The organism is Microcoleus sp. BR0-C5 (genome assembly GCF_036705045.1).
GTDB lineage: Bacteria > Cyanobacteriota > Cyanobacteriia > Cyanobacteriales > Microcoleaceae > Microcoleus.
Map to the genome: position 1 here is coordinate 1 of NZ_JAUBTR010000053.1, position 20,835 is coordinate 20,835.

19 protein-coding genes are annotated in these 20,835 nt (G+C 45.5%); 5 read left to right on the top strand and 14 right to left on the bottom strand.

All coding sequences use genetic code 11. From position 1 onward, the window contains the following. Positions 1-80 precede the first annotated feature (80 nt). The 9 genes from QUB08_RS21980 to QUB08_RS22015 form a co-directional block, all read right to left on the bottom strand. Entirely contained in the window at positions 81-758 is a 678-nt protein-coding gene (locus QUB08_RS21980; RefSeq protein ID WP_333227094.1) for a cysteine hydrolase, read from the bottom strand. Further along, positions 749-1,111 (bottom strand): cupin domain-containing protein, encoded by a 363-nt coding sequence (locus QUB08_RS32200; RefSeq protein ID WP_445300945.1) that lies wholly within the window; start codon positions 1,109-1,111, stop codon positions 749-751. Before QUB08_RS32200 ends, QUB08_RS21980 begins: the two co-directional genes overlap by 10 nt. Positions 1,112-1,221: 110 nt before the next feature. Further along, complete coding sequence (locus QUB08_RS21985; RefSeq protein WP_333227096.1) at positions 1,222-2,811, bottom strand: ABC transporter ATP-binding protein; 1,590 nt, start codon at positions 2,809-2,811, stop codon at positions 1,222-1,224. 256 nt (positions 2,812-3,067) lie between these two features. Further along, positions 3,068-3,769 carry a biuret amidohydrolase gene (gene biuH / locus QUB08_RS21990; protein WP_333227099.1) on the bottom strand — a complete coding sequence of 234 codons (702 nt, stop codon included), beginning with the start codon at positions 3,767-3,769 and terminating at the stop codon, positions 3,068-3,070. 29 nt (positions 3,770-3,798) lie between these two features. Beyond that, positions 3,799-4,725: an ABC transporter permease gene (locus tag QUB08_RS21995; protein WP_333227101.1), complete on the bottom strand. Its 927-nt coding sequence runs from the start codon at positions 4,723-4,725 to the stop codon at positions 3,799-3,801. 41 nt (positions 4,726-4,766) lie between these two features. Further along, positions 4,767-5,876: an ABC transporter permease gene (locus QUB08_RS22000; RefSeq protein ID WP_333227103.1), complete on the bottom strand. Its 1,110-nt coding sequence runs from the start codon at positions 5,874-5,876 to the stop codon at positions 4,767-4,769. 231 nt (positions 5,877-6,107) lie between these two features. Further along, the gene (locus tag QUB08_RS22005; RefSeq protein WP_333227105.1) at positions 6,108-7,289 is read right to left on the bottom strand and encodes a BMP family ABC transporter substrate-binding protein; all 1,182 of its coding nucleotides are present in this window, start codon (positions 7,287-7,289) and stop codon (positions 6,108-6,110) included. A 748-nt stretch (positions 7,290-8,037) separates the two neighbouring features. Continuing rightward, positions 8,038-8,628, bottom strand: coding sequence for a hypothetical protein (locus QUB08_RS22010; protein ID WP_333227107.1), 591 nt, complete (start codon positions 8,626-8,628; stop codon positions 8,038-8,040). A 238-nt stretch (positions 8,629-8,866) separates the two neighbouring features. Then, positions 8,867-9,256 carry a DUF1830 domain-containing protein gene (locus tag QUB08_RS22015; protein WP_333227110.1) on the bottom strand — a complete coding sequence of 130 codons (390 nt, stop codon included), beginning with the start codon at positions 9,254-9,256 and terminating at the stop codon, positions 8,867-8,869. Between the two features lie 374 nt (positions 9,257-9,630). Here QUB08_RS22015 and QUB08_RS22020 point away from each other — a divergent pair, with 374 nt between their 5' ends. The 3 genes from QUB08_RS22020 to QUB08_RS22030 all read left to right on the top strand — a co-directional run bounded on the left by QUB08_RS22020 (position 9,631) and on the right by QUB08_RS22030 (position 12,856). Continuing rightward, positions 9,631-11,211 carry a photosystem II high light acclimation radical SAM protein gene (locus QUB08_RS22020; protein ID WP_333227112.1) on the top strand — a complete coding sequence of 527 codons (1,581 nt, stop codon included), beginning with the start codon at positions 9,631-9,633 and terminating at the stop codon, positions 11,209-11,211. 459 nt (positions 11,212-11,670) lie between these two features. After that, positions 11,671-12,117, top strand: a complete 447-nt coding sequence (locus QUB08_RS22025) for a hypothetical protein (RefSeq protein WP_333227114.1) — start codon at positions 11,671-11,673, stop codon at positions 12,115-12,117. Between the two features lie 139 nt (positions 12,118-12,256). Continuing rightward, the gene (locus tag QUB08_RS22030) at positions 12,257-12,856 is read left to right on the top strand and encodes a hypothetical protein (protein WP_333227115.1); all 600 of its coding nucleotides are present in this window, start codon (positions 12,257-12,259) and stop codon (positions 12,854-12,856) included. A 79-nt stretch (positions 12,857-12,935) separates the two neighbouring features. Here QUB08_RS22030 and QUB08_RS22035 read toward each other — a convergent pair whose 3' ends face one another. The 4 genes from QUB08_RS22035 to ntcA form a co-directional block, all read right to left on the bottom strand. Further along, entirely contained in the window at positions 12,936-13,346 is a 411-nt protein-coding gene (locus tag QUB08_RS22035; RefSeq protein ID WP_333227118.1) for a pre-16S rRNA-processing nuclease YqgF, read from the bottom strand. Between the two features lie 502 nt (positions 13,347-13,848). Further along, a complete protein-coding gene (locus tag QUB08_RS22040) occupies positions 13,849-14,973 on the bottom strand; it encodes a formylglycine-generating enzyme family protein (protein ID WP_333227120.1) in 1,125 nt (374 codons plus the stop codon). Between the two features lie 363 nt (positions 14,974-15,336). Next, the gene (locus QUB08_RS22045) at positions 15,337-17,025 is read right to left on the bottom strand and encodes a DUF3084 domain-containing protein (protein ID WP_333227121.1); all 1,689 of its coding nucleotides are present in this window, start codon (positions 17,023-17,025) and stop codon (positions 15,337-15,339) included. 77 nt (positions 17,026-17,102) lie between these two features. After that, a complete protein-coding gene (ntcA, locus tag QUB08_RS22050) occupies positions 17,103-17,768 on the bottom strand; it encodes a global nitrogen regulator NtcA (protein ID WP_006634020.1) in 666 nt (221 codons plus the stop codon). Positions 17,769-18,086: 318 nt separating this feature from the next. Here ntcA and fabI point away from each other — a divergent pair, with 318 nt between their 5' ends. After that, positions 18,087-18,863, top strand: coding sequence for an enoyl-ACP reductase FabI (gene fabI, locus QUB08_RS22055; RefSeq protein ID WP_333227123.1), 777 nt, complete (start codon positions 18,087-18,089; stop codon positions 18,861-18,863). A 310-nt stretch (positions 18,864-19,173) separates the two neighbouring features. Beyond that, positions 19,174-19,812: an imidazoleglycerol-phosphate dehydratase HisB gene (gene hisB, locus QUB08_RS22060; protein ID WP_445300946.1), complete on the top strand. Its 639-nt coding sequence runs from the start codon at positions 19,174-19,176 to the stop codon at positions 19,810-19,812. Between the two features lie 45 nt (positions 19,813-19,857). On the opposite strand, the gene QUB08_RS22065 is transcribed toward hisB, so the two are convergent. After that, positions 19,858-20,808, bottom strand: coding sequence for a PmeII family type II restriction endonuclease (locus QUB08_RS22065; protein ID WP_333227127.1), 951 nt, complete (start codon positions 20,806-20,808; stop codon positions 19,858-19,860). Positions 20,809-20,835: the final 27 nt, after the last annotated feature.

The window sequence follows — 20,835 nt, forward strand, 5'->3', positions numbered from 1 at the left end:
GGCACAGATATTTTTCCTACAGTGAAGGTATGAAAATCCTTAGTCATCAAAGCCAGAACTGCGGAATGTGGGTTTTAAATTTAAGACTGCGATTTTTCCACAGCTTGTATTACTACTTCAGCCTTTGCAGTCCAACCAATAATACCGCCTTGGGCGCGAATCATATCGATCGCACTCTGTTTAAATTCTGGAAAGTAGCTAGCTGTAGCATCCTCAACGAGTAAACATTCAAACCCCCGATCGTTAGCCTCACGTATAGTGGTTTGAACGCAAACTTCAGTCGTGACTCCAGTAAAAATTAGGTGAGTAATCGCTTTTTCACGAAGTATTAATTCCAAATCAGTGTGATAAAAAGCGCCCTTGCCTGGTTTATTAATTACTATTTCATCAGGCATAGGTGTCAATTCTGAGATAATTGAATTACCAGGCTCACCCAAAATTAAAATTCGTCCCATTGGGCCTCGATCGCCAATTTTTAGTTTACTTTGACCCCGCTTTTGCTTAGATAGAGGACAATCAGAAAGGTCAGGTTGATGACCTTCAATAGTGTGAACAATAGGAAGATGGCGATCGCGAAATGCCTCTAACAACTGCTTTACCGTGGGCACGATTGCCTGTAGTTGGCTGACATCATTGCCTAAAGCTTCACCAAATCCCCCACGCTCCAAAAAATCTCGCTGCATATCGATGATAACCAAAGCCACACCGCCTGAGACTGGCAGTTCATAATCATAAGGTTGGGCAGATATTAAGACCATAGCGATATAGGTTTTTCCCAAATTACTAGGACTATGCAGCCAGCTTGGCTGACAACACTGTGGTTACTGTGAGGGGGGTTAATGACAAAGGTTCCGGCTTGGTGTTCGCCATTCTGGTCAGTTTGCGATCCAGTGAGTACATAAATATGTTCAAAACCAGTATGCGTGTGCCTTGGGACACTTGCTCCCGGCTCATACCGCAGTAGAGCAGTAGCCGGTCCACTTTTGTTGTCACCATAAAGTCGGTAGATTTCAACCCCATCACGAAATGGTTGCCAAGGCAACTTATCCTGCCATGTTGCGATATTAGGTAGATCTTTAAGAAGCAAAACTTGCTTCAGTAGTTCAGTCATAGGTATGCCTCGAATGAAAGATACACGGAGATAGAAAGACGCGGAGAATGACAAGAAACTATGAAGCACCGCCGCGTTTTCTTCGTCAACAATCCAAAATCCAAAATTGATTAGTGTCCTGCCATGCTCTTACCTATCTGAACAAAATCTGCATCTGCGATCGCACTTTCATAAGTAAAATTCCCGCCACTGATTACCAAAACCCGATCGGACAATTTCAGCAGTTCATCTAAATCTTCGCTCACCAGCAACACAGCTACTCCTCGGTTGCGAGCCTCAATAATCTGACCGTGAATGTACTCCACAGCAGCAAAATCAAGACCAAAGCAAGGATTCGCGGCAATTAGTAACTTAATATGTTCGGCAGAGAGTTCCCGCGCTAGCACTGTGCGCTGTATATTTCCCCCCGACAGATTGCCTACAGGGGTATCTGGCGAAGGCGTTTTTATTTTGAAAGTATTAATTAAGTTCTTAGCCGCCTGCCTAATTTCTTTGAGGATGAGTAAGATACTTGCTTTAGCTTGAGGAGGGCGGTCAAACGTCCGCAGGGCTAAATTTTCTGCCACACTCATGTGTGGCACGCAAGCATTATGAAGGGGTTCTTCTGGTAGTGCGAAGACCTGATGTTTAAACATCTCGGCTCGTGTTGCTGTATAAACTTCGCCATTGACCAGCACATCTCCACCTGTAGCAGAACGCTGACCTGCCAACACCTCCACCAGTTCCCGCTGACCATTGCCAGAGATACCTGCAATCCCAACAATTTCGCCACTGTGAACCGTGAGATTTACTCCTGTCAATACCTCCAGACCGTTGTCTTTATTAGCATGAAGCTCTTTAACCTCAAGGATAGGAAGAGTCGTTGGGGGGGCTGTCTTTTCAACTTGTTTTGGCTCACGCCTTTCACCCATCATCATTTCAGACATATCCGAGACAGTCAGATCCTTTACCAAACCCTGACCGGCAAACTTTCCTTTACGCAGCACCGTGATGCTATCGCAAAACGCCATCACTTCCCGGAATTTGTGGCTGATAATTAACACGCTTAATCTTCCGGCTGTAACTTCTGCGCGCAGTAAACCTAAAACCTCATCGGCTTCCTGCGGAGTAAGCACCGAAGTAGGTTCGTCCAGAATCAAGATCCGACTCTGAAGATATATCTGTTTAAGAATTTCTAGCTTTTGTTTTTCCCCGGCAGCTAATTGAAATACCGGGGTATCTAGAGGAACTCGGAAAGGAGCAGTTTTCATAAAAGCCTTTAACCGCTCGTACTCGGCTTTCCAATTAATCAAATTGGGGCTATCAAAGCGGGACAAAACCAGATTTTCGGCTACAGTCATGGCAGGCACAGAGGTGAAGTGCTGGTAAACCATGCCAATGCCATACTTATGAGCATCGCGAGGACTTGCGATCGTGGTTTCCTGCTTATCAATCAAAACTTGGCCTGAAGTAGGATTATAGAAACCCATAACACATTTAACAAGGGTACTTTTGCCTGCTCCGTTCTCGCCCAGTAAAGCATGAAACGTCCCTGGTTTTAGCGTCATCGAGAAGTTATCAAGTGCAGTCATCGTGCCAAACCGCTTAGTCATGTTAACCACCTCTAGTTCTGGTGGTTGAATAAAGTTTTGAGTTTTGAATTTTGAGTGTTTAGTTTGCAGTGCAGATTTTCGATCTATAGAATCAGTTACTTCTGTCATATTTTTGTCTCTCCTGTAAAGTTTCCAACTTATCGGCTACTGATGAGATTTAATTTTTTAGTGAGATAGCAGGGTTTATTTCAATGTTTGAACTATTAATTTCACCTTTAGTAATATCTGCCTTCTTATCTCGTTTCTTATCTGCGTTAATCTGCGTTAATCTATTTTCATCTGCGGTTAAAACTTAACCCCTGATTCCTACAGACGATTTTTCACCGCACTCTTACACGACCGATGCAACCCAACATAATATAACTTAACTTTTCCCTAAAAAATCATCATTTAAAGCTTTAATAAATGCTTCTGAATCAGCAACAGTTCCAAACACTCCTCCCTGCATCTGGATCATCTTAAGTGCCGCCAAATGGTTGCCATAATCTGTTGCGCCTGTACAGTCAGATAAAAGCAAACATTCATAACCGCGATCGTTTGCATCTCGCATTGTGGTATGGACGCAAACATCGGTTGTAATGCCAGCCAAAACAATATTTTGAATTCCCTTACGTTTCAGTAACAGATCTAGATCCGTAGCATAAAACGAACCTTTTCCAGGCTTATCGATTACCGCTTCCCCAGGCAAAGGCGCGAGTTCTGGAATAATTTCCCATCCTGGTTCACCTCGAACGAGAATTCGGCCGCAGGGTCCGGGATCGCCGATTCCGGCTTGAATTTGGCGCGATCGCCACTGCTTGTTTTCTGGTAAATCTGCTAAGTCGGGGCGGTGTCCTTCGCGGGTGTGCATGATATGGAAGTGCTTCGCCCGTGCGACTGCTAAGACTTGCTTGATTGGCTCAATAGGAGCGCGAGTCAGTGACAAGTCGTAGCCCATCTTATCAACATATCCACCAATGCCGCAGAAATCAATTTGCATATCAATTATCAGCAGCACCGTATTTTCTGGGCGCAAATCGCCATTGTAAGGATAAGGATATGGTTCAGCTTCTACAAAACGTCCCATGTTTATCTTCCTTGCTAGAAATTCCTGTTTTACGTGTTAGTTCCTAAAGATCCAGGGGCGCCTGTCAAAGTTCGTTTCGGCGAACAAGTAATAATCATGATCGCCAGCGTCAGGATGTAGGGGGAAGCATTGAATAAGTAGTAATAGGAATCCACCCCTACTGATTGCAAAGCGGGGCCGATCGCCTGCGCCCCCCCAAATAGCAACGAGGCGTATAAGCACTGAACTGGATTCCAACGGGCGAAAATTACCAGCGCTACCGCCATGAGTCCTTGACCGCTAGAGATCCGTTCTGTCCAACTACCGGGATAGTAAAGGGATAAATAAGCACCACCAATTCCCGCTAAAAAACTGCCCGCGATAATGCAGAGCACACGAACTTTATTAATGGAGATTCCCATTGCTTTGGCCGCATCGGGACTATCCCCAACTGCACGAATGAATAACCCCCAGCGAGTTGATTTAAAAAACCACTGCATTAGAGGTGCGATCGCTACACCTAACAAAAATAGGGGACAAATTTGTAGCGCTGATTGCACCGGAGGCAGATGACTCCAAGCACCCAGAGGGAAACTAGGCAACTGGGGGGCACTTGGTTGAATAAAAGGTTTGCCAAAAAAGAAAGCAATGCCGCTACCAAAAATAATCATGGCGATGCCTACGGCAATGTCGTTTACTTTTGGTTGTATGCACAGCCAAGCGTGGATACAACCTAGTACCATGCCCGCTAGACCAGCGGCTAAAACACCTAACCAAGGCGATCCAGTCTGATAAGAAATAGCATAGGCACTCATCGCACCCGTTAACAGTGTCCCTTCTAACCCCAAATTAATCTTGCCGCTTTTTTCAGTTAGGCATTCGCCCAAACTGACGAACAAAAATGGAGCGCTACCCCGCAAAGTTCCTGCCAAGATACCTAAAGGTACTCCCCACCAACCTAATACTTCTGCTGCCATTGTGGATTCCTCCGATTTGAGATTTTGGCTTAACGTATTGCTTAGACAGTGGCTATTGATGGCTGCTCGCTAGAAGGTGGCTGCTGAGGGCGATCGGTTGACCGTTCTTTGAAAAATGGCAAACGTCCGTAGAGCGATTCGCTATACAGAACTACCAAAAAAACCAACCCTTGGAACACTAAAACCGTTGCATCGGGCAGTCCATGTGCCCGTTGCAAGATGCCACCACTAGCAAGAATGCCACCAAGCAGAATTGCCACAATAGTTGCAGCAATAGGGTTGTGTCGAGCAATGAATGCGACTAAGATACCGCTGTAGCCATAGTTAGCATTAAGTGATTCGTTAGCTCGACCATGCACGGCTGCGACTTCCACCATGCCTGCTAAACCCGCACAAGAGCCAGCTAGGAAACAGATTGCCATTGTCAACTTGCCGACAGGAAGTCCGGCAATTCGAGCAGCGCGGATGTTACCTCCTGCTGTTCTAGCTGCAAAGCCAAATGTAGTACGTTGGATCAGGAAGTAGGCGATCGCACAAGCAACCAACCCATAAATTAGACCGTAGTGAACGCGGGTTCCTGGAATATTCCCCAACATATTCACATCAGGAATCGGGTAACTAGAAATTTTATTGAGACTGCTGAGGTCACGCATCACGCCGCCGACTAAATGATTCAGCAGGGCGATCGCAATATAATTCAACAACAAGCTGCTAATTGTCTCATTCACTGCCCGGTAATAGCGCAAAGCTCCCACTGCACCAATCCACACACCTCCACAGACAATTCCTGCCAGCGCCATTGCAATTTGCACTAACGTCGGCGGTGCAGAAGATAAAGCCAGTCCAGCGGCGACAGCCCCCAGACCCCCAACTACTAAAGCGCCTTCGTTGCCGATAATCATCAACCCCAAACGGGCAGGCAAAGCCGTACACAGAGAACTCAACATCAACGGTGCAGCCCTGATCAGGGTGTTTTGGAATGAATGCCAACTGCCAAACGCTGCTTTGTAGATTGAGGCATAGACAGCAAAGGGATTAGATCCAGCCGCCGCACAAAAAATTCCAAACAATACCAATGAGAAGACGATGGCGGCGATCGGGATACAAACCGCTTCCAAAGTTGTACGCCAGTTTTGACGGTTAATCATCATCAGAATAAAAGATGAATTACTAAGAAAATGATGAGTGTTGAATGAAAAACTTGCTTGTATAGCAGTTGCCGACGGGCCTGAAATACTTTCTTAGGAATGAGAATTAAATAACTTACAATGCGTGATGGTTCTTGTGGGATGGGCGTCCCGCCCGTCCAGAAAGGGCGGGCGGGACGCCCAACCCCTACTCCCCACTTTCAAGAGTGTAAATTATTTAATTCGCGATCCTAATTAACTCGTAACTTTACCGATGACGCCTGATGCCAGCCAATTCATCTTTTCTAGTTCTGCGTCTTGCTGCTTGTAATCCTTACCTTCAGCAATCACAACTTTCCCGGTGTTATCTTTTATTTCCCCCTTATAAATGACCATGCTGCCATCAAGAAACTTACTCTTAGCAGCATCAGCATCCTTTTTCGCTTCCGCCGTTACAGTGCTACCGTAGGGCGACAGCTTCAAAAAACCATCCTTCAAACCACCACGTACTAAATGGGGAATGCCTCCGTTCATCAGCGTCTTGCCAGCATTAAGCATTTCAGCATACTTAGAATAGACATTCGTCCAGTCCCACTCGGCACCTGTTAAATATCCTTTGGGCGCAAGTTGGGCTTGACTCGCATGGTAGCCAGTACAGAAAATGCCTCGTTTCTCTGCCGTTTCCATCACCACTTTGGGGCTATCTACGTGACAGGTAATTACATCAACACCCTGGTCAGCCATACTATTAGCAGCATCAGCTTCTTTAACAGGCAAAGACCAATCTCCTGTAAAAATTACCTGAGTTGTAACTTCTGGCTTAATACTCCGTGCCCCTAATGTAAAGCTATTGATATTGCGTAATACTTGGGGTATGGGTTTAGCAGCAATAAATCCTAATTTTCCGGTTTTAGATGCGTGGGCGGCAACAATGCCTGCTACATACTCACCCTCATCAATGTAGCCAAAATAGCTGCCAACGTTATTTGGATGTTTACCTTCTTGATAAAGTCCACCGCAGTGGAAGAATTGTACCTCCGGGTAATCCTTTGCCAGTTTCAGAATATGGGGGTCAAAGTACCCGAAGGACGTAGGGAACAGAACCGTTGCCCCATCCTGTTCAATCATGTTCCTCATGGTTTCTTGTACCGATGTAGTTTCAGGAACATTTGCTTCCTCTACGGTTTTTACCCAGGCTAATTTTGAAACCCCAGCGTTCCCTTCGGCTTGGGCTTGATTGTAGCCGTAGTCATCTTTGGGACCCACATAAATAAATCCCATCACAATTGGCTTATCTTTGCCAGATGATGTAGCTTGAACCTCTTTAGCAGGAGTACATCCAGTCCAAAGGCGCGATGTGACTGCAAACGCTGTAGTAGATAAAATCCCACGAATTACTTGACGCCGAGGTATAAACAATGACTTTTTGGTACTCATTCTCTATGTTCTCACTAAAAGTCTTTAAGAGGAATTCATAGCTAAGCTTTAACGCTGATACTTGCTGGGAATTGCTAAATATATTCACGCTAAATTTGTCAGCTTTTAGTCGATCTATTCAACAATGAGATTAAATGCGTTAATAACTATTTACATTCACATCACATCGTGAATTTAATGAAAAAATACATGATGAACCACAACTAATTCTAAGATAAAATTAGTATTTCGGGTAAGTTTTGTCTGAGGGAAGTCTAACACCCAAAAATCAATGATGTTTATTTTATCCCAATTACTTGTAGTGGTATGTTTTTTTATAAAAACTTAATAATATTAGCAAAATTGGCTTCCGAAAAGTTCGCTATAAACAAAATTAAACAATAATGTTCATCACAAACAAAAAACAAGTTTTGAGTTCGGGTACGCAACTAGCTTTTCAGTCTTGGAGGCAACTTAAAAATAAGTCGAGGCTGAATCAAAAAAAATAGAAATCGATCTTATAAAATCAGAAAAACTGTCATTGATTTCTAATAACAGTCAATAATCCGAGCAAGTTTTATGAGGACTGAAGTCTTCACTACCAACTCTATAACGGTTCTTGTACCGGAGATATTGCACCATTCTCAATAAGCTTTTTATGAACAGGCTTTCCGGCCTATTCCACAAAGACTGAATTTTCTTGTGGAACAGGCCGGAAAGCCTGTTAAGCGAGAATGGTGCTCTTCGGTGAGTTGTACCGGAGATAATATTACAGATTGCCTTTAAGCCCGATCGCCGTAACAATAGTCCACGCATCCACCAACAGCAACAGCAGCGTACATAAAAGTAAAATAAGATACATCCAAGGCTGCGACAAAGGGCGGACATCTCTAGTATCAATACCTGTTTTTGCTTCCACCAAACCGACTAATTTACCAAACCCAGCCACTCGCATTGGCAGCAAATAACCTTCACCCGAATGACTCAAAAAATAGTAAACTAAACCTCCTTGACCGGTCGATCGAGGTTTAAGAGCTTTCACCTCAGTCCAAGGTAGCGACCAACCCTTGCGAAAAAAACGCGGAAACCACTTGGGATATGTGACTTCAATCCCTTCCTCGCTCAAAATTACCCTTTCACTGAGCACGCCGTACAGGCCTGCAGCGCCGACAATAATTGCCGCCCAGAGTGCGGCGGGAGGAACGGCTGCTTTCGTTACTTCCGACAAAAAGGGCAAGGGAATTGTCAGCGCTGTGTACAAGCTCAACAGCGTGATTCTAATTAGGGGAGAAAGCCGGAATACCGCCGGCTCAAATACTGGGGCCGAAGATGGGGAAGAGGCGATAGGTTGTGCTGACATGGCTGAAATTCGAGAAGCTGTTTCATGATATTTTTGCACAGTTGTCGAGCCCGCCAACAAAACTCAGAGAAATACGAAAAACCGGACAATCTTTGCAGTTGTGAGTTTTGATCTAAAATTCATTTCAGAAACTTTGATTCTTAAGTGTTGAGTTTTTACCGCTTTGCAGAAGTTGGAATTTTGAGCGCGGAGTTATCAATTAACTGACAATTATATAACTCAAAACTCACAACTCCGATTAATCAACGGCGGTTAGCGCTGGAACAGTCAAAGGTTCTGAGATTTCTCGCGATTTGGGGCGGCCCGTCATTGCTGTTCGATCGCCCGGAACTGCCTCTGGGGATCTGCTAGGATTGACTTTTGAATAGGGGCCTTCGTTAATCTGCAAGCGATCGCAAGGAATTTTATCCGACAAAATTGCACTGGCCATCATCCCGGTGTGAATTTCCAATGCTGCAGCGGGCATCGCTTCAAACACTAAGCGCTGTCCGGGAAAAACTACTCGTTCAAAGTACCAGTTAGGAATGTTGGCGATGCGAGCAATCTGAATCTGACTGGTGGCGTTGACGTAGCAGCACAGAATCTTGCTGTCGGTGTCTGAGGGTACGGGGTCAAGAATTTGAGCCATAACTGCTGAGGGAGCCTTGCCTAAAAGTTTTAGTTATCTTCTCAGGCTAACACTAGGTGATCCCGCCTACTGTAAAGCCGACTACCAACTCCCTAATACATGAGAGACCGATCGAACTTAACTTAAACTCTCATCGGATAAATATGGTTTTTTTGACTCCCCGCTGGGATTTTCATTCAAAATACGCTGTATTGACTTAAAAATTAGCTTTTTTCTGCTGCTCTCGCCGATCGACACCAACAAGCTCGGCTTTTAGCCCGCTCTAAAAATTTAAGAATATTTAATATCAAATTGCGAAAATTAGACATATTGTAAAGTTATATTAAAAGAATATTAACATAGCTGAAAAAGTTCCACTTTAGGATATGGCAATCATGGAAAACCGAGAAAACCGAGTCCTGTACGTTCGCCTCCCTTGCAATCCGATTTTCCCGATCGGAGTTGTCTATCTTTCGGATCACGTACACAAGCTGTTTCCCGATGTCGAACAGCGCATTTTCGATTTAGGTGCCGTACCACCCCTGGATTTCGCTAAAGCTTTAGATGCCAGCATAGACGAGTTTAAGCCGACTCTGCTGGTTTTCTCTTGGCGGGACATTCAAATTTACGCGCCCGTGGGCGGCAGAGGCGGCAACCCGTTGCAAAATGCCTTCGAGTTTTACTACGCCAAAAATCTGCTGATCAAGTTCCGGGGAGCCCTCGGAGGACTGCGTTTAGCAGCGTCTTACTACACCGAACTCTGGCGCAATCTGGGACTGGTTAAGCGCGGATTGAAGCGGGCCCGGAAATACCGCCCCGAAGCTCGTGCAGTGGTCGGCGGCGGTGCTGTGAGCGTGTTTTACGAGCAGTTGGGACGCAGTTTGCCGACGGGAACTGTGGTTTCGGTGGGGGAAGGCGAAGCTTTGCTGGAGAAGTTGATTAAGGGCGAAGATTTGGCCGAGGAAAGGTGTTATGTGGTGGGAGAAACTGTGCCGCGCGCGAAGCTAATTCACGAAAAGCCAGCCAACATCGAGAAAACTGCCTGCGATTATAACTACATCGAAACGATTTGGCCGGAATTTTCCTATTATCTACAGGATATGGACTTCTACGTCGGAGTCCAAACCAAGCGCGGCTGTCCTCATAATTGCTGTTACTGCATTTATACGGTGATTGAAGGGAAACAAGTGCGGATCAATCCGGCGGATGAGGTGGTGGCGGAGATTCGGCAATTGTACGATCGAGGTATCCGCAATTTCTGGTTTACCGACGCTCAATTTATCCCGGCACGCAAATTCATCGATGATGCAGTTGAATTATTGCAAAAAATCATCGCCGCCGGTATGGACGACATACACTGGGCTGCTTACATCCGTGCGGATAATCTCACACCCGAATTGTGCGATTTGATGGTAAAAACGGGGATGAATTATTTTGAAATCGGCATCACCAGCGGTTCCCAGGAACTGGTTCGTAAAATGCGGATGGGCTACAACTTGCGAGTCGTTTTGGAAAATTGCCGCGATTTAAAAGCAGCCGGTTACAACGATGTGGTTTCCGTGAATTACTCGTTTAACGTCATAGACGAAACCTTTGAAACCATCCGACAAACTATTGCTTATCACCGAGAATTAGAGCGGATTTTCGGAGCCGATAAAGTAGAACCCGCGATTTTCTTTATCGGGTTGCAGCCGCACACTATTTTAGAAGAATACGCCTTTAAAAAGGAGATTCTGCAACCTGGTTACGATCCCATGAGTTTGATGCCTTGGACAGCGCGCAAGTTGCTGTGGAATCCCGAACCTTTGGGTTCGTTTTTCGGGCAAATTTGTTTAGAAGCTTGGCAGCGCAATTCCAATGATTTCGGGCGCGAAGTGATGGCTATTTTGGAGGAGAAACTCGGCTGTGCGGATTTGGAAGAGGCATTAACCGCGCCTGTGGAAATCAAAGGCAAACACTTGGCAGCAGTTAATTAATTACAGGTTTGCAGTCAGGACGACGGTTATTTAAAAAATGGGAAATGGGAGGAAAAATGTATCTTCTGTTTCCCTTTTTATTATTCACTAAATAGCTAAGCGCCAATAAACAATTACTGTGTAACTGAGTTAGTTCGCGATCGCATCGGGGGCGAGAAACCCGGTTTCTAGGAAAATCAAAGGTTTAGTAACGAGAAATATATCAAGAACCCCGGTTTCTCAGATCAGCGTGAACAAGTCATAAAATCTTAAAACTGTCATAAATACAAGAGATTGCTTTCCATCGATCGCATTGACACACTTATGTATTTTCACTGGTGTAGCGTACACAGTTCACACCTTACTTAAACCGAGGGTGTACCGTATTCCTGCACCTTTCACCTCTGATATTAAATATTATTAATATCCAGCAAAGATAGCTTAAGATGTAATTATATAGTCAAAACCAGGAGTGACAAGATGTTTTATAAAGAGAGAGTTAAGGGCATTAAAGGAGTAGTTCTAGTTATGGCAGGCATTAGTGCGATCTGCTTTTTGACAGCCTCAGCAAAAGCAACTGCACTAAATCAACCAATTGCCAAATTTGGGGCGATCGCACCCAACACTTTGGGCAATAATCAACCGCTGCAAATTGCTCAAGTTGAAGGATGTCCGAGGGCCGAAATGGTGCAATTTTTCGCCACGCCCAACTTTTCTATATACATTTGCAAAACCCAGGAAGGGGATATTTTTTACCGAGGCCTCAGCAAACTCAATGGCAGCCAAATCAATGTAATGCAAGTAACTACAGGTGACGACGGAACTTATGAAGCGACTAACGGCAATATTATATATTCGATTAACCCCCAACGCCTGCAAGTCCGGCAGAATGGTAAGGTAATTTTGACCGAAGCTGTCATTAAGTAGCACTAAGTGTTATTCAACGATCGCTCTGATTAATTCAGGGTACATTTTATTAGCTGAACTCAAACAAATTGCAGATTCTTTCAAATTTAGGCATAATTATAAGAATAAAAGTCTGTATTATCAAAAAAGCTATCAGATTATGCCTTACAGTCAATTTACAATTACTAGAGCTAAAAAAGACTTTAAGTTAACTATCGTGGAGGGAACTCGGTTTTTTCCAGAGGTAGAATCAATTAATCCCAGTCCGAGATTGAGTAGCGAATTAGAAGATTTGCCTTGGACGATCGCAGTTGGTTCAGAAAAAGCCAGATCGGAAGCCATTGTCTACCCAGTTTTGCAAGAAGTCCGGCGCTTGATGAACCGCCAAATCAGTTTATTTTCGGGACGGGAATTCAATGTTGACCCCAGTTGCGAGCTCACCGGATACGTCGATTTTTTAATTAGCCGATCGCCCGAACAGCTTACCGTAGAAGCACCCGCGATCGTAGTTGTGGAAGCAAAAAAAGCCGATCTGAACGAAGGTATCGGTCAATGTATTGCTGAAATGGTAGCGGCACAGCGCTTTAATGAAGCAGCAGAACACCCGATCGCAACTATCTACGGTTGTATCAGCAGCGGCACTCAATGGCGCTTTCTCAAGCTTTCAGGAACCACAGTGACGATCGACCTTACCGATTATCCGCTGCTTCCTGTGGAAACCATTTTAGGATTCTTGGTGTGGATGGTTCAACAAGATTAGCTAGATTTAACTGATTCAGTAAAAAATAGGATTTCCCACGAAACCCAAAGTTTTTAGAACTTGCTTGAAAACCTCGCTGTCAACTGTCAACTGTCAACTCTTTGTTCAAATATCTTTCAATTAGGACAATCGCCACAATATCGTCCACTGGTCTCGGCGGCGTCCGCATTCCCTTCGGAATCAAGCGAGAAAGCCCAGTCGGAGGGTACATTTGCCAGTAGCGTTCCCTCGCTTCTAAACTGCTGTACCTCTCGTCCACCTGAACAATTTTGAGCGCAGGCGACAAACTCTGCGTCAATTTTTGTTTCCAACTCTTAGAAGTCGTTTGATCTCCGAGTACCAATAACTCAATCGAAAACTGTTCGCACAAAGATTGAATAGTAGATATCGCTGCTTCCGACTGCACAACTTGATGGTAGCAGACCTTCTTATCTCTACCCATTACAGCTATGCCGCACTTGTCTTTACCTGGATCGAAACCTAAAATCATATTTATTAGTTCTGTATTAATAAGTTTGTAGTTGCGCTGTTGTAGTCGAGTAAACCCATCGCCAACTTATATCTAATCTGACACTTGCATTCTTGAATGTCTCAAAATCTTTGCGGGCGATCGCACTTATTTTGCTTGACTTTTTTGCAGGATTGACATATTATATCATCATGGGAATCCGTGCCGCCATATAATGCCTAAAATCAGAAACCGGGTTTTTGCCATAATCTTTACTTCCCGTTTTAATTTATCGAAAAAACCCGGTTTCTTTGACTCCCCGCGCAAAAAAACCGGTTTCTCTCACCCCTGTGCAGGCGGTGCGTCGCTATGAAATTGTCTATTTGATTTGCAAATTGCAGATGGCGACGCACCCTACTATTTTGAATCGGGTGCAAAGATGAGTGCAAAAAAAAAATTAAAGCGCGCTGACGCACGCAAAAGGGGAAAGATGAAATAGTGCAAAGGGAAAAAGGGAAACAGGATAAAGGGCAAAGAAGAGTCCTCACAGGGAAGAGGAGAAAACCGGAAGCCGCAGCAAAGCAGCAACGCGAAAACCCAAATTCCTGTTCGAGCCGCCCCCAACAGTGTAGGAACGGTTGGCAGCACGGCAATCGAACGCATCGTAGTCCCACGAACCTCCACGACGCACTCGATCGAGAGAACCGCTTGTGTCCCAAGCGCTGCCGAAAGAGGGTGCGCCATTGTAGTTATCATGCCAGCGATCCTGACACAACTCCCAAACATTGCCGTGCATATCGTACAAGCCAAACCCATTTGGGGGAAAACTTCCCACGGGAGTAGTTTCTCGGCGGTCAAGTCCTTTCGGCGCCCAAGCGTAAGGATAATAGCCCTGATAATTCACTAAATCTGGAGTAATAGTTTCCCCGAAGTGAAAAGCTGTTGTCGTACCGACCCGACAAGCATATTCCCATTCGGCCTCACTCGGCAAGTTATAGTTTTTCCCTGTTTTCTCGGACAACTTCTGACAAAAAGATACCACACCCCTCCAAGTTACTTTTTCTACAGGTCGTTTCGCACCTTTAAATTTCGATGGGTTATGTCCCATCACTGCTTGCCACTGTTCTTGAGTGATGGGGTATTTTCCTAGATAAAAAGTTGGTACAGTTACTTGATGCTGCGGACGTTCGTGATGCCGGCTACCTGCCTCTGTGGGGGGCGAACCCATCATAAATGTGCCTCCGGGAATGTAAACCATTTCGAGTACAACTCCATTACCTAAGTCTTCTCTGAGGTAATGAGCAGAAGACTTTCTACGACTGTTTTCTTTTCCATAGGCATCGACTGTGATGACATCAAATTCAAATACAGGGAGATAGTCTTGAAACGGAGGTTTAGTCTTTAAGTCATCTCTATCTTTCAGGAGTAAATAGGCAGCGAATTTCACCTGCATCGATTCATCGTGCAATGCTTGAATTATCAAATCTAAACCTGCTTCTCCATATTTCAGTGCTTCAGAGAGGGCGGCGATTCTCACTTCGACAATGGGTGAGACTAAGCGGCTTTTAACACCGGGTATGCCTCCGAGTACCGCAGCATTGACAGGAATTGAATTTTGACCGCCAAGGACGGCATCGTATTCTCTGGGTTGATTTTGATTCTCTGACATTACACCGCACGCTCCTGCATTTTAATTGAGCAAAATTTTGTTCTGTGATGTCAATATCTCAGGGATCGATTCTTATTTTCTCTCTTTGCGCTCTTAGCGGTGCGGTGCGTCGCTGTGAGATTGTTGGTGGTGCTTCCAGATTTTTGGTGGCGACACACCCTACTAATTGGGTATGGTGCGTCGCTGTGAGATTGTTGGTGGTGCTTCCAGATTTTTGGTGGCGACACACCCTACGATTGCTATATATATGGCGGCACGGATTCCCATGATTTAATGATATCTCAAGGGCGCGAAAATGTCAAGCAAAATTGTAATTTTATCGCCCAAAATTTTTGCTAAAATTCGATAGATCGATCGCACTTATTATTTAACTTTCACATCTCCGCTCCCCGGTGGTTGTTGTCCGGTGCGGAAAACAACGACTCCGTTTTCAAGAGCAACTAAATCTATTTTAAGCGGGCCGGCAATGTAAGTGACATCTGCGGCGATCGCCTGAACGTCCAGCGGTTTCTCGTACTGCTGCAATCGCTCGATAAAACCAGCTAAAGTTTCAATCTGACTGTCGGCCACTTGGACTCTACCGCCGACAACGCCGATCAGGCGAGCGCGAAATTGACAAGCTTCTATCAATTGCAGCAACTGCTGCCGCACCTGTTCGTCGGTCAAAGTCACCGGATCGACAGCAACCCCTGCAATCACATCTCCAGCCCGGAAAACCACTCGATTGATTTCTGCTTCTGCAAATACCTTAATTAGCTTTTCTTCCCGCAGGTAATTAGCGCCGGCAACAATTCGCACCACGTAGTCTTGACCGTCTTTAATCTGACTAATGAGTTGATCGATTTCTGCTTTAGTAATTTGAATAACCTGATCCCTAACCTTGGTATTTTCCGGCTGCATCAGTCCGACGGTGGTTTTATTTGCTTCTTGCAAAAGTCGATCGATCGCGCCACTCGCCATACCGGGTTCGATAATGCGAACCACGCCAGCAGCTAAAATTTGACCGCGCCTGATGGCAACTGTACCCTCGCGGATTGCCTGAAAATCGCGTTCCAAAACTTGCACTTGTTGCTGCAATAAAGTTTGTTGCTGTTCGAGTTGAGCTTGTTGCTGTGCCAAGGTTTCTAGGAGTGCTTCCCTCTCGGCAATTACTTTGTCGCGCTCGACAATAGTTCGATCGCGCTCTGCCAGATTTTGCACCCGCTGAGCAATTTCCTTGTCTCGCTGGGCAATTAGTTCGTTGCGATCGACAATTGCTGCGTCTCGCTTGGCAATTTCTCTCTCTCGCTTGGCAATTTCTTGATCGCGCTGGGCAATTTGAGTTTTTACCTGATCTCGCTGCTCGATTAACTGTTGGCGCTCTTCTTGCAGTTGGGCGATTTCCGAGCCTAAAGTCGTTTTTTGAGCAGAAACTGTTTTCAATTGGTTCTCGGTGCGATCGAGCTGAGCTTGTGTAGTCGATCGGGCCGTTTCAACCAGTTTCAATTGTTCTTCGGTGCGGGATTTAGCCGCTTCCACACTGCTGAGCTGTTCTTCTGTCTTAGATTTAGCCGCTTCTACCTGACTTAACTGCTCTTCAGTTTTAGACTTGGCTGCTTGCACGCTGTTGAGCTGGGCCCGCAGCGAGTTTAATTTTGTTTGCGTCCGAGCTTGCTCGGCATTAGCTGCTTGGAGGGATTGATTAATTTGCTCTAAATTGGCTCTAGCTTGCGCTTGAGCGGCTCTGGCTTGAGCTAATTCACTTTCAACTAGATTTTTTTCTTGAGTGGCCTGGTTGATTTCTCGGCGGGCGTTGTTGAGCCTTTTTTGAATCTCGTCTATTCTAAAAACTCCCGTTCGCAGCGGCTTGCTAGTAGCAAACAAAATGCCCAGAGTCAGTGCTGACAGGATGCTGCCGGCCATTACTGTCACAACAACAGCAGTATCGCGGGGGCGAAGCTTGAACAAACTCAACCTTGCCTTGCCGACTTTCGTCCCAAGGCGATCGCTGACAGTGGCGATCACACCCCCCAACACTAAAATTACAAATACCAGGATGTATCCAGCAGTCATTCCGATTTTAGATTTTGGATTTTGGATTTTGGATTGAATCTAAAATCCAAAATCCAAAATCCTATACTTTCTCGGCATCAAGTGAATTGCTGGCTTAGGGCCACCGGGTTGTGGACTGTGATCTTTTTCTTGTGGATCGAGATCATTGTTTCTTGCCTGAGATCTCCGAGCAAACGAGTCACCGTTACCCGCGTCGAGCCGATCGCTTCGGCGATCGCCTGGTGGGACAGCTTCAAATCAATCGTAATCCCCTCTGTACCGGGTACGCCAAAGTCCCGGCACAGAATCAGCAAAAAGCTGACGAGTCTCGAACCCATATCTCGGTGAGCCAGCGTTTCGATCATCATCTCGGTTTGCAAAATCCGAGACGACAGCCCCCGCAGCATCACCATCGACAATTCCGGGTCTTCCTTGAGCGCTTTCTCGACTTGTTCGATCGGCAGCGAGATCAATTCCACCGGTGTAAAGGCTACCGCGTGGTAAAACCTGTCCGATCGGTGTCCCGTAATCAGAGACAGCACCCCAAATACGCTATTTTCGCGCAGGAGGGCGACTGTAATTTCTTCCCCTGCTTCGTACACCCTGGAGAGCTTCACAGCACCTCTAATGAGAACGTAGACGCGCTCAGCCGGGTCTCCAGGGAAAAAAATTGTCTTGCCCCGTTCAAAGGTTTCCACAATGGGTGGAAACGCCCCGCCGCTGATTTGGCGGAACACGGCTGCTAGCGGTCTATCATGCGTCACGACTAGATCCTTTGTACTAATCAATACTTTATAACTTGCCGATTAACCTTATTGAGTAAATATACTGCCCAACCTCCAATATCCAAGGATTCTGTTACTTCCATCTAATGTTAAGGTAAACACGCACTGTATGATTAAATCTAGCCCTTCTCTTAACTTTTTCAATTCCGCCCCCATGTAGCTCCACAGCAAAATTAATATCAATTGTGTCTCAATTGTGTCTCAATCAGTTAAATCTGAATCAGTTGTGTCTAAACTGGCGGGGTTGTCGCAGAGAGCCAATGAGAACGGTGCAAGTTGCTTTTAGATAAACTACAGATGATAGATTTGACCGGAAAAAATGCTCTTGTTACGGGCATTGCCAACAATCGCTCGATCGCCTGGGGCATCGCTCAGCAGCTCCACAAAGCTGGGGCAAACCTCGGCATAACTTATTTGAAGGACGAGAAAGGCAAGCACGAGCGCAAAGTCGCTGAACTGGTGGAACCGCTCAATCCCAGTCTGTATTTGCCCTGCAATGTCCAAGACGAGAGCGAAATTGAGTCTACTTTTCAAACCATCGCCGAAAAATGGGGCAAGTTAGATGTCCTGATCCACTGTCTGGCTTTTGCCGGCAAGGACGAGTTGTCGGGAGATTTCACCAACACTTCGCGCCAAGGTTTCTCCAATGCTTTGGATATTAGCGCTTACTCGCTGGTGCGGCTTTGTGCTGCTGCTAAACCCCTGATGGCCGAGGGTGGCAGTATTGTGACCCTGACTTATTTGGGCGGCGTCCGGGTAGTTCCTAACTATAATGTGATGGGAATTGCTAAGGCGGCTTTGGAAATGAATGTTCGCTATCTGGCTGCTGAACTGGGCCCGTTAAATATTCGGGTAAATGCGATTTCTTCTGGCCCGATTCGGACTCTGGCTTCGTCAGCAGTTGGCGGTATTCTGGACATGATCCACCACGTTGAGGAAGTGGCCCCGCTGCGGCGGACGGTGACTCAGCAGGAAGTGGGAAATGCTGCGGCTTTTCTGTGCAGCAATCTCGCTAGCGGAATTACGGGTCAAATTTTGTATGTCGATGCCGGTTACGAAATCATGGGAATGTAACAGTTGTCGAAAATTTTGAGTTATTCAGGGGCGGGTTGAGATCATAAACTTTAACTTTAACAAGTAAGTTTTATCTCGCATCTTCTTGCACCATTTTCAAGAACCTGTAGGGGCGGGTTCACCAAAAACTTTCTCCGGTGACAGACAGGTTAAATAAACCCGCCCCCACCCACCAAAAATCCCTTGATTGACATTGGTATCTGATGTCAGTTGCATGCAGAACCAGCCCCTCGCTTGAGACTCAACACTAAAAAAATCCCGTTCTCAAATTACTAATTATCAATAACTAATGAATGACCAATTGCGAATTATGGAGATAATCGATCGCCCTTCTGTACCTCCTGCAACTTCAGTTCAACCAGCTAGGGCCGCCTTGGTGAAACGCACGACACTGGAAACGGATGTCACTGCCAGCCTCAATCTCGACGGTGTGGGAACTTGCAAGGCGTCTACGGGGATTCCGTTTTTAGACCATATGTTGCACCAGATTGCTTCTCACGGATTGATCGATTTGGACGTGCAGGCGATCGGGGATTTGGAGATTGACGACCACCACACGAACGAAGATGTGGGAATTACCTTGGGCCAGGCGCTAGCAAAAGCTGTCGGGGATCGATCGGGCATTTCTCGCTTCGGGCATTTCATCGCACCTTTGGATGAAGCTTTAATTGAAGTAGTGCTAGACTTTTCGGGACGGCCTCACTTAAGTTACGGCTTGGAAATTCCCAACCAGCGGATCGGCACTTACGATACTGAATTAGTGAGAGAGTTTTTTTCGGCGGTGGTGAACCACACTCAGATGACACTGCACATTCGACAGTTGCAGGGCGGGAATTCTCATCACATTGTAGAAGCGGCGTTTAAGGCATTTGCGCGAGCTCTGCGGATGGCGGTGGAAATCGATCCGCGGCGCGCCAGTCGGATTCCTAGTTCTAAAGGGGTTTTGTAGTATGGGGTTTGCAGTAGCGCTTCTGGGCTACTGCAAAGCTGTCACTCAAAATATATCTGCTATATAGTTAAAAACACCTTGACTTCCCTCGCCGTACTTCCCGATAAATTCAGCGATTAGTCGATCGCTACACCTTTCTATAGCTTCATCAATAGAACTTTGCGCTAAAACTTGACTAGCTGACTGACGCAAAACTTCAAACAGATTCACAGTATAGCGAGTATCTTCACTAACAAAATCCCACAGTTCTCGACCGATTAAAGTTATCATTTCCGAATTGGGCAAAATTTGCTTCAGTAAACCAAGTGTTACAGTTTTATTAGTTCTTTTGCCGTAAGCTATACCAATATAAGCGCGATCGCCCTCCTGAATTTTTTCCTCAATTTTCGCCGCCCAATATACTATCTGGTCTTTATCCATATCATTCGGGCCGCTTTTTACCTGTATCCAGCATTTCTCGCCATCACTGGTAGTTTTAATTGCGTCCCATCCTGACTCTTCCGGCGGACTTTCTGCACTTTCAGAGCAAGATATCAATAGTTTTTGGATAAAAAATCCCATTGAAGTTACAATAGACCTAGTAGCAGTCATATAAACATTAAGCCTGACAACTTCTTCGGGAGTGTCCAGATTTAACGCCCTGATTAAAAATGGGTTGGGATGAATTTTCCCTAAAGTCAGATTTTCCACCATAACTAGCTGTCGCCCAGTAAAATCTCGACAAATACTGCCTAAAAAATTTTCAGCGATCGTAAGTTGCAGCGAAAGCTTGCCTGAAGATATAAATGCTAAAATGCGTTCAATCTCATCAGGAGTAAATTTAAGAGCTCTTTTGCCAGAAATACTGCTGATACCGTTTCTAAGTGTTTGTGCTGTCAAACTCATGAATTCTTCTAAATCTGCAAAGTGACCCGCGAAAGATTGAGACTTTCTGCCAGGTAATCCCACTTCCTTTTCCAAGACAAATGTTAACAATTCATGAAGTTGATCTGACACTTTTATGTATCCTCAAGTTAAATTCAA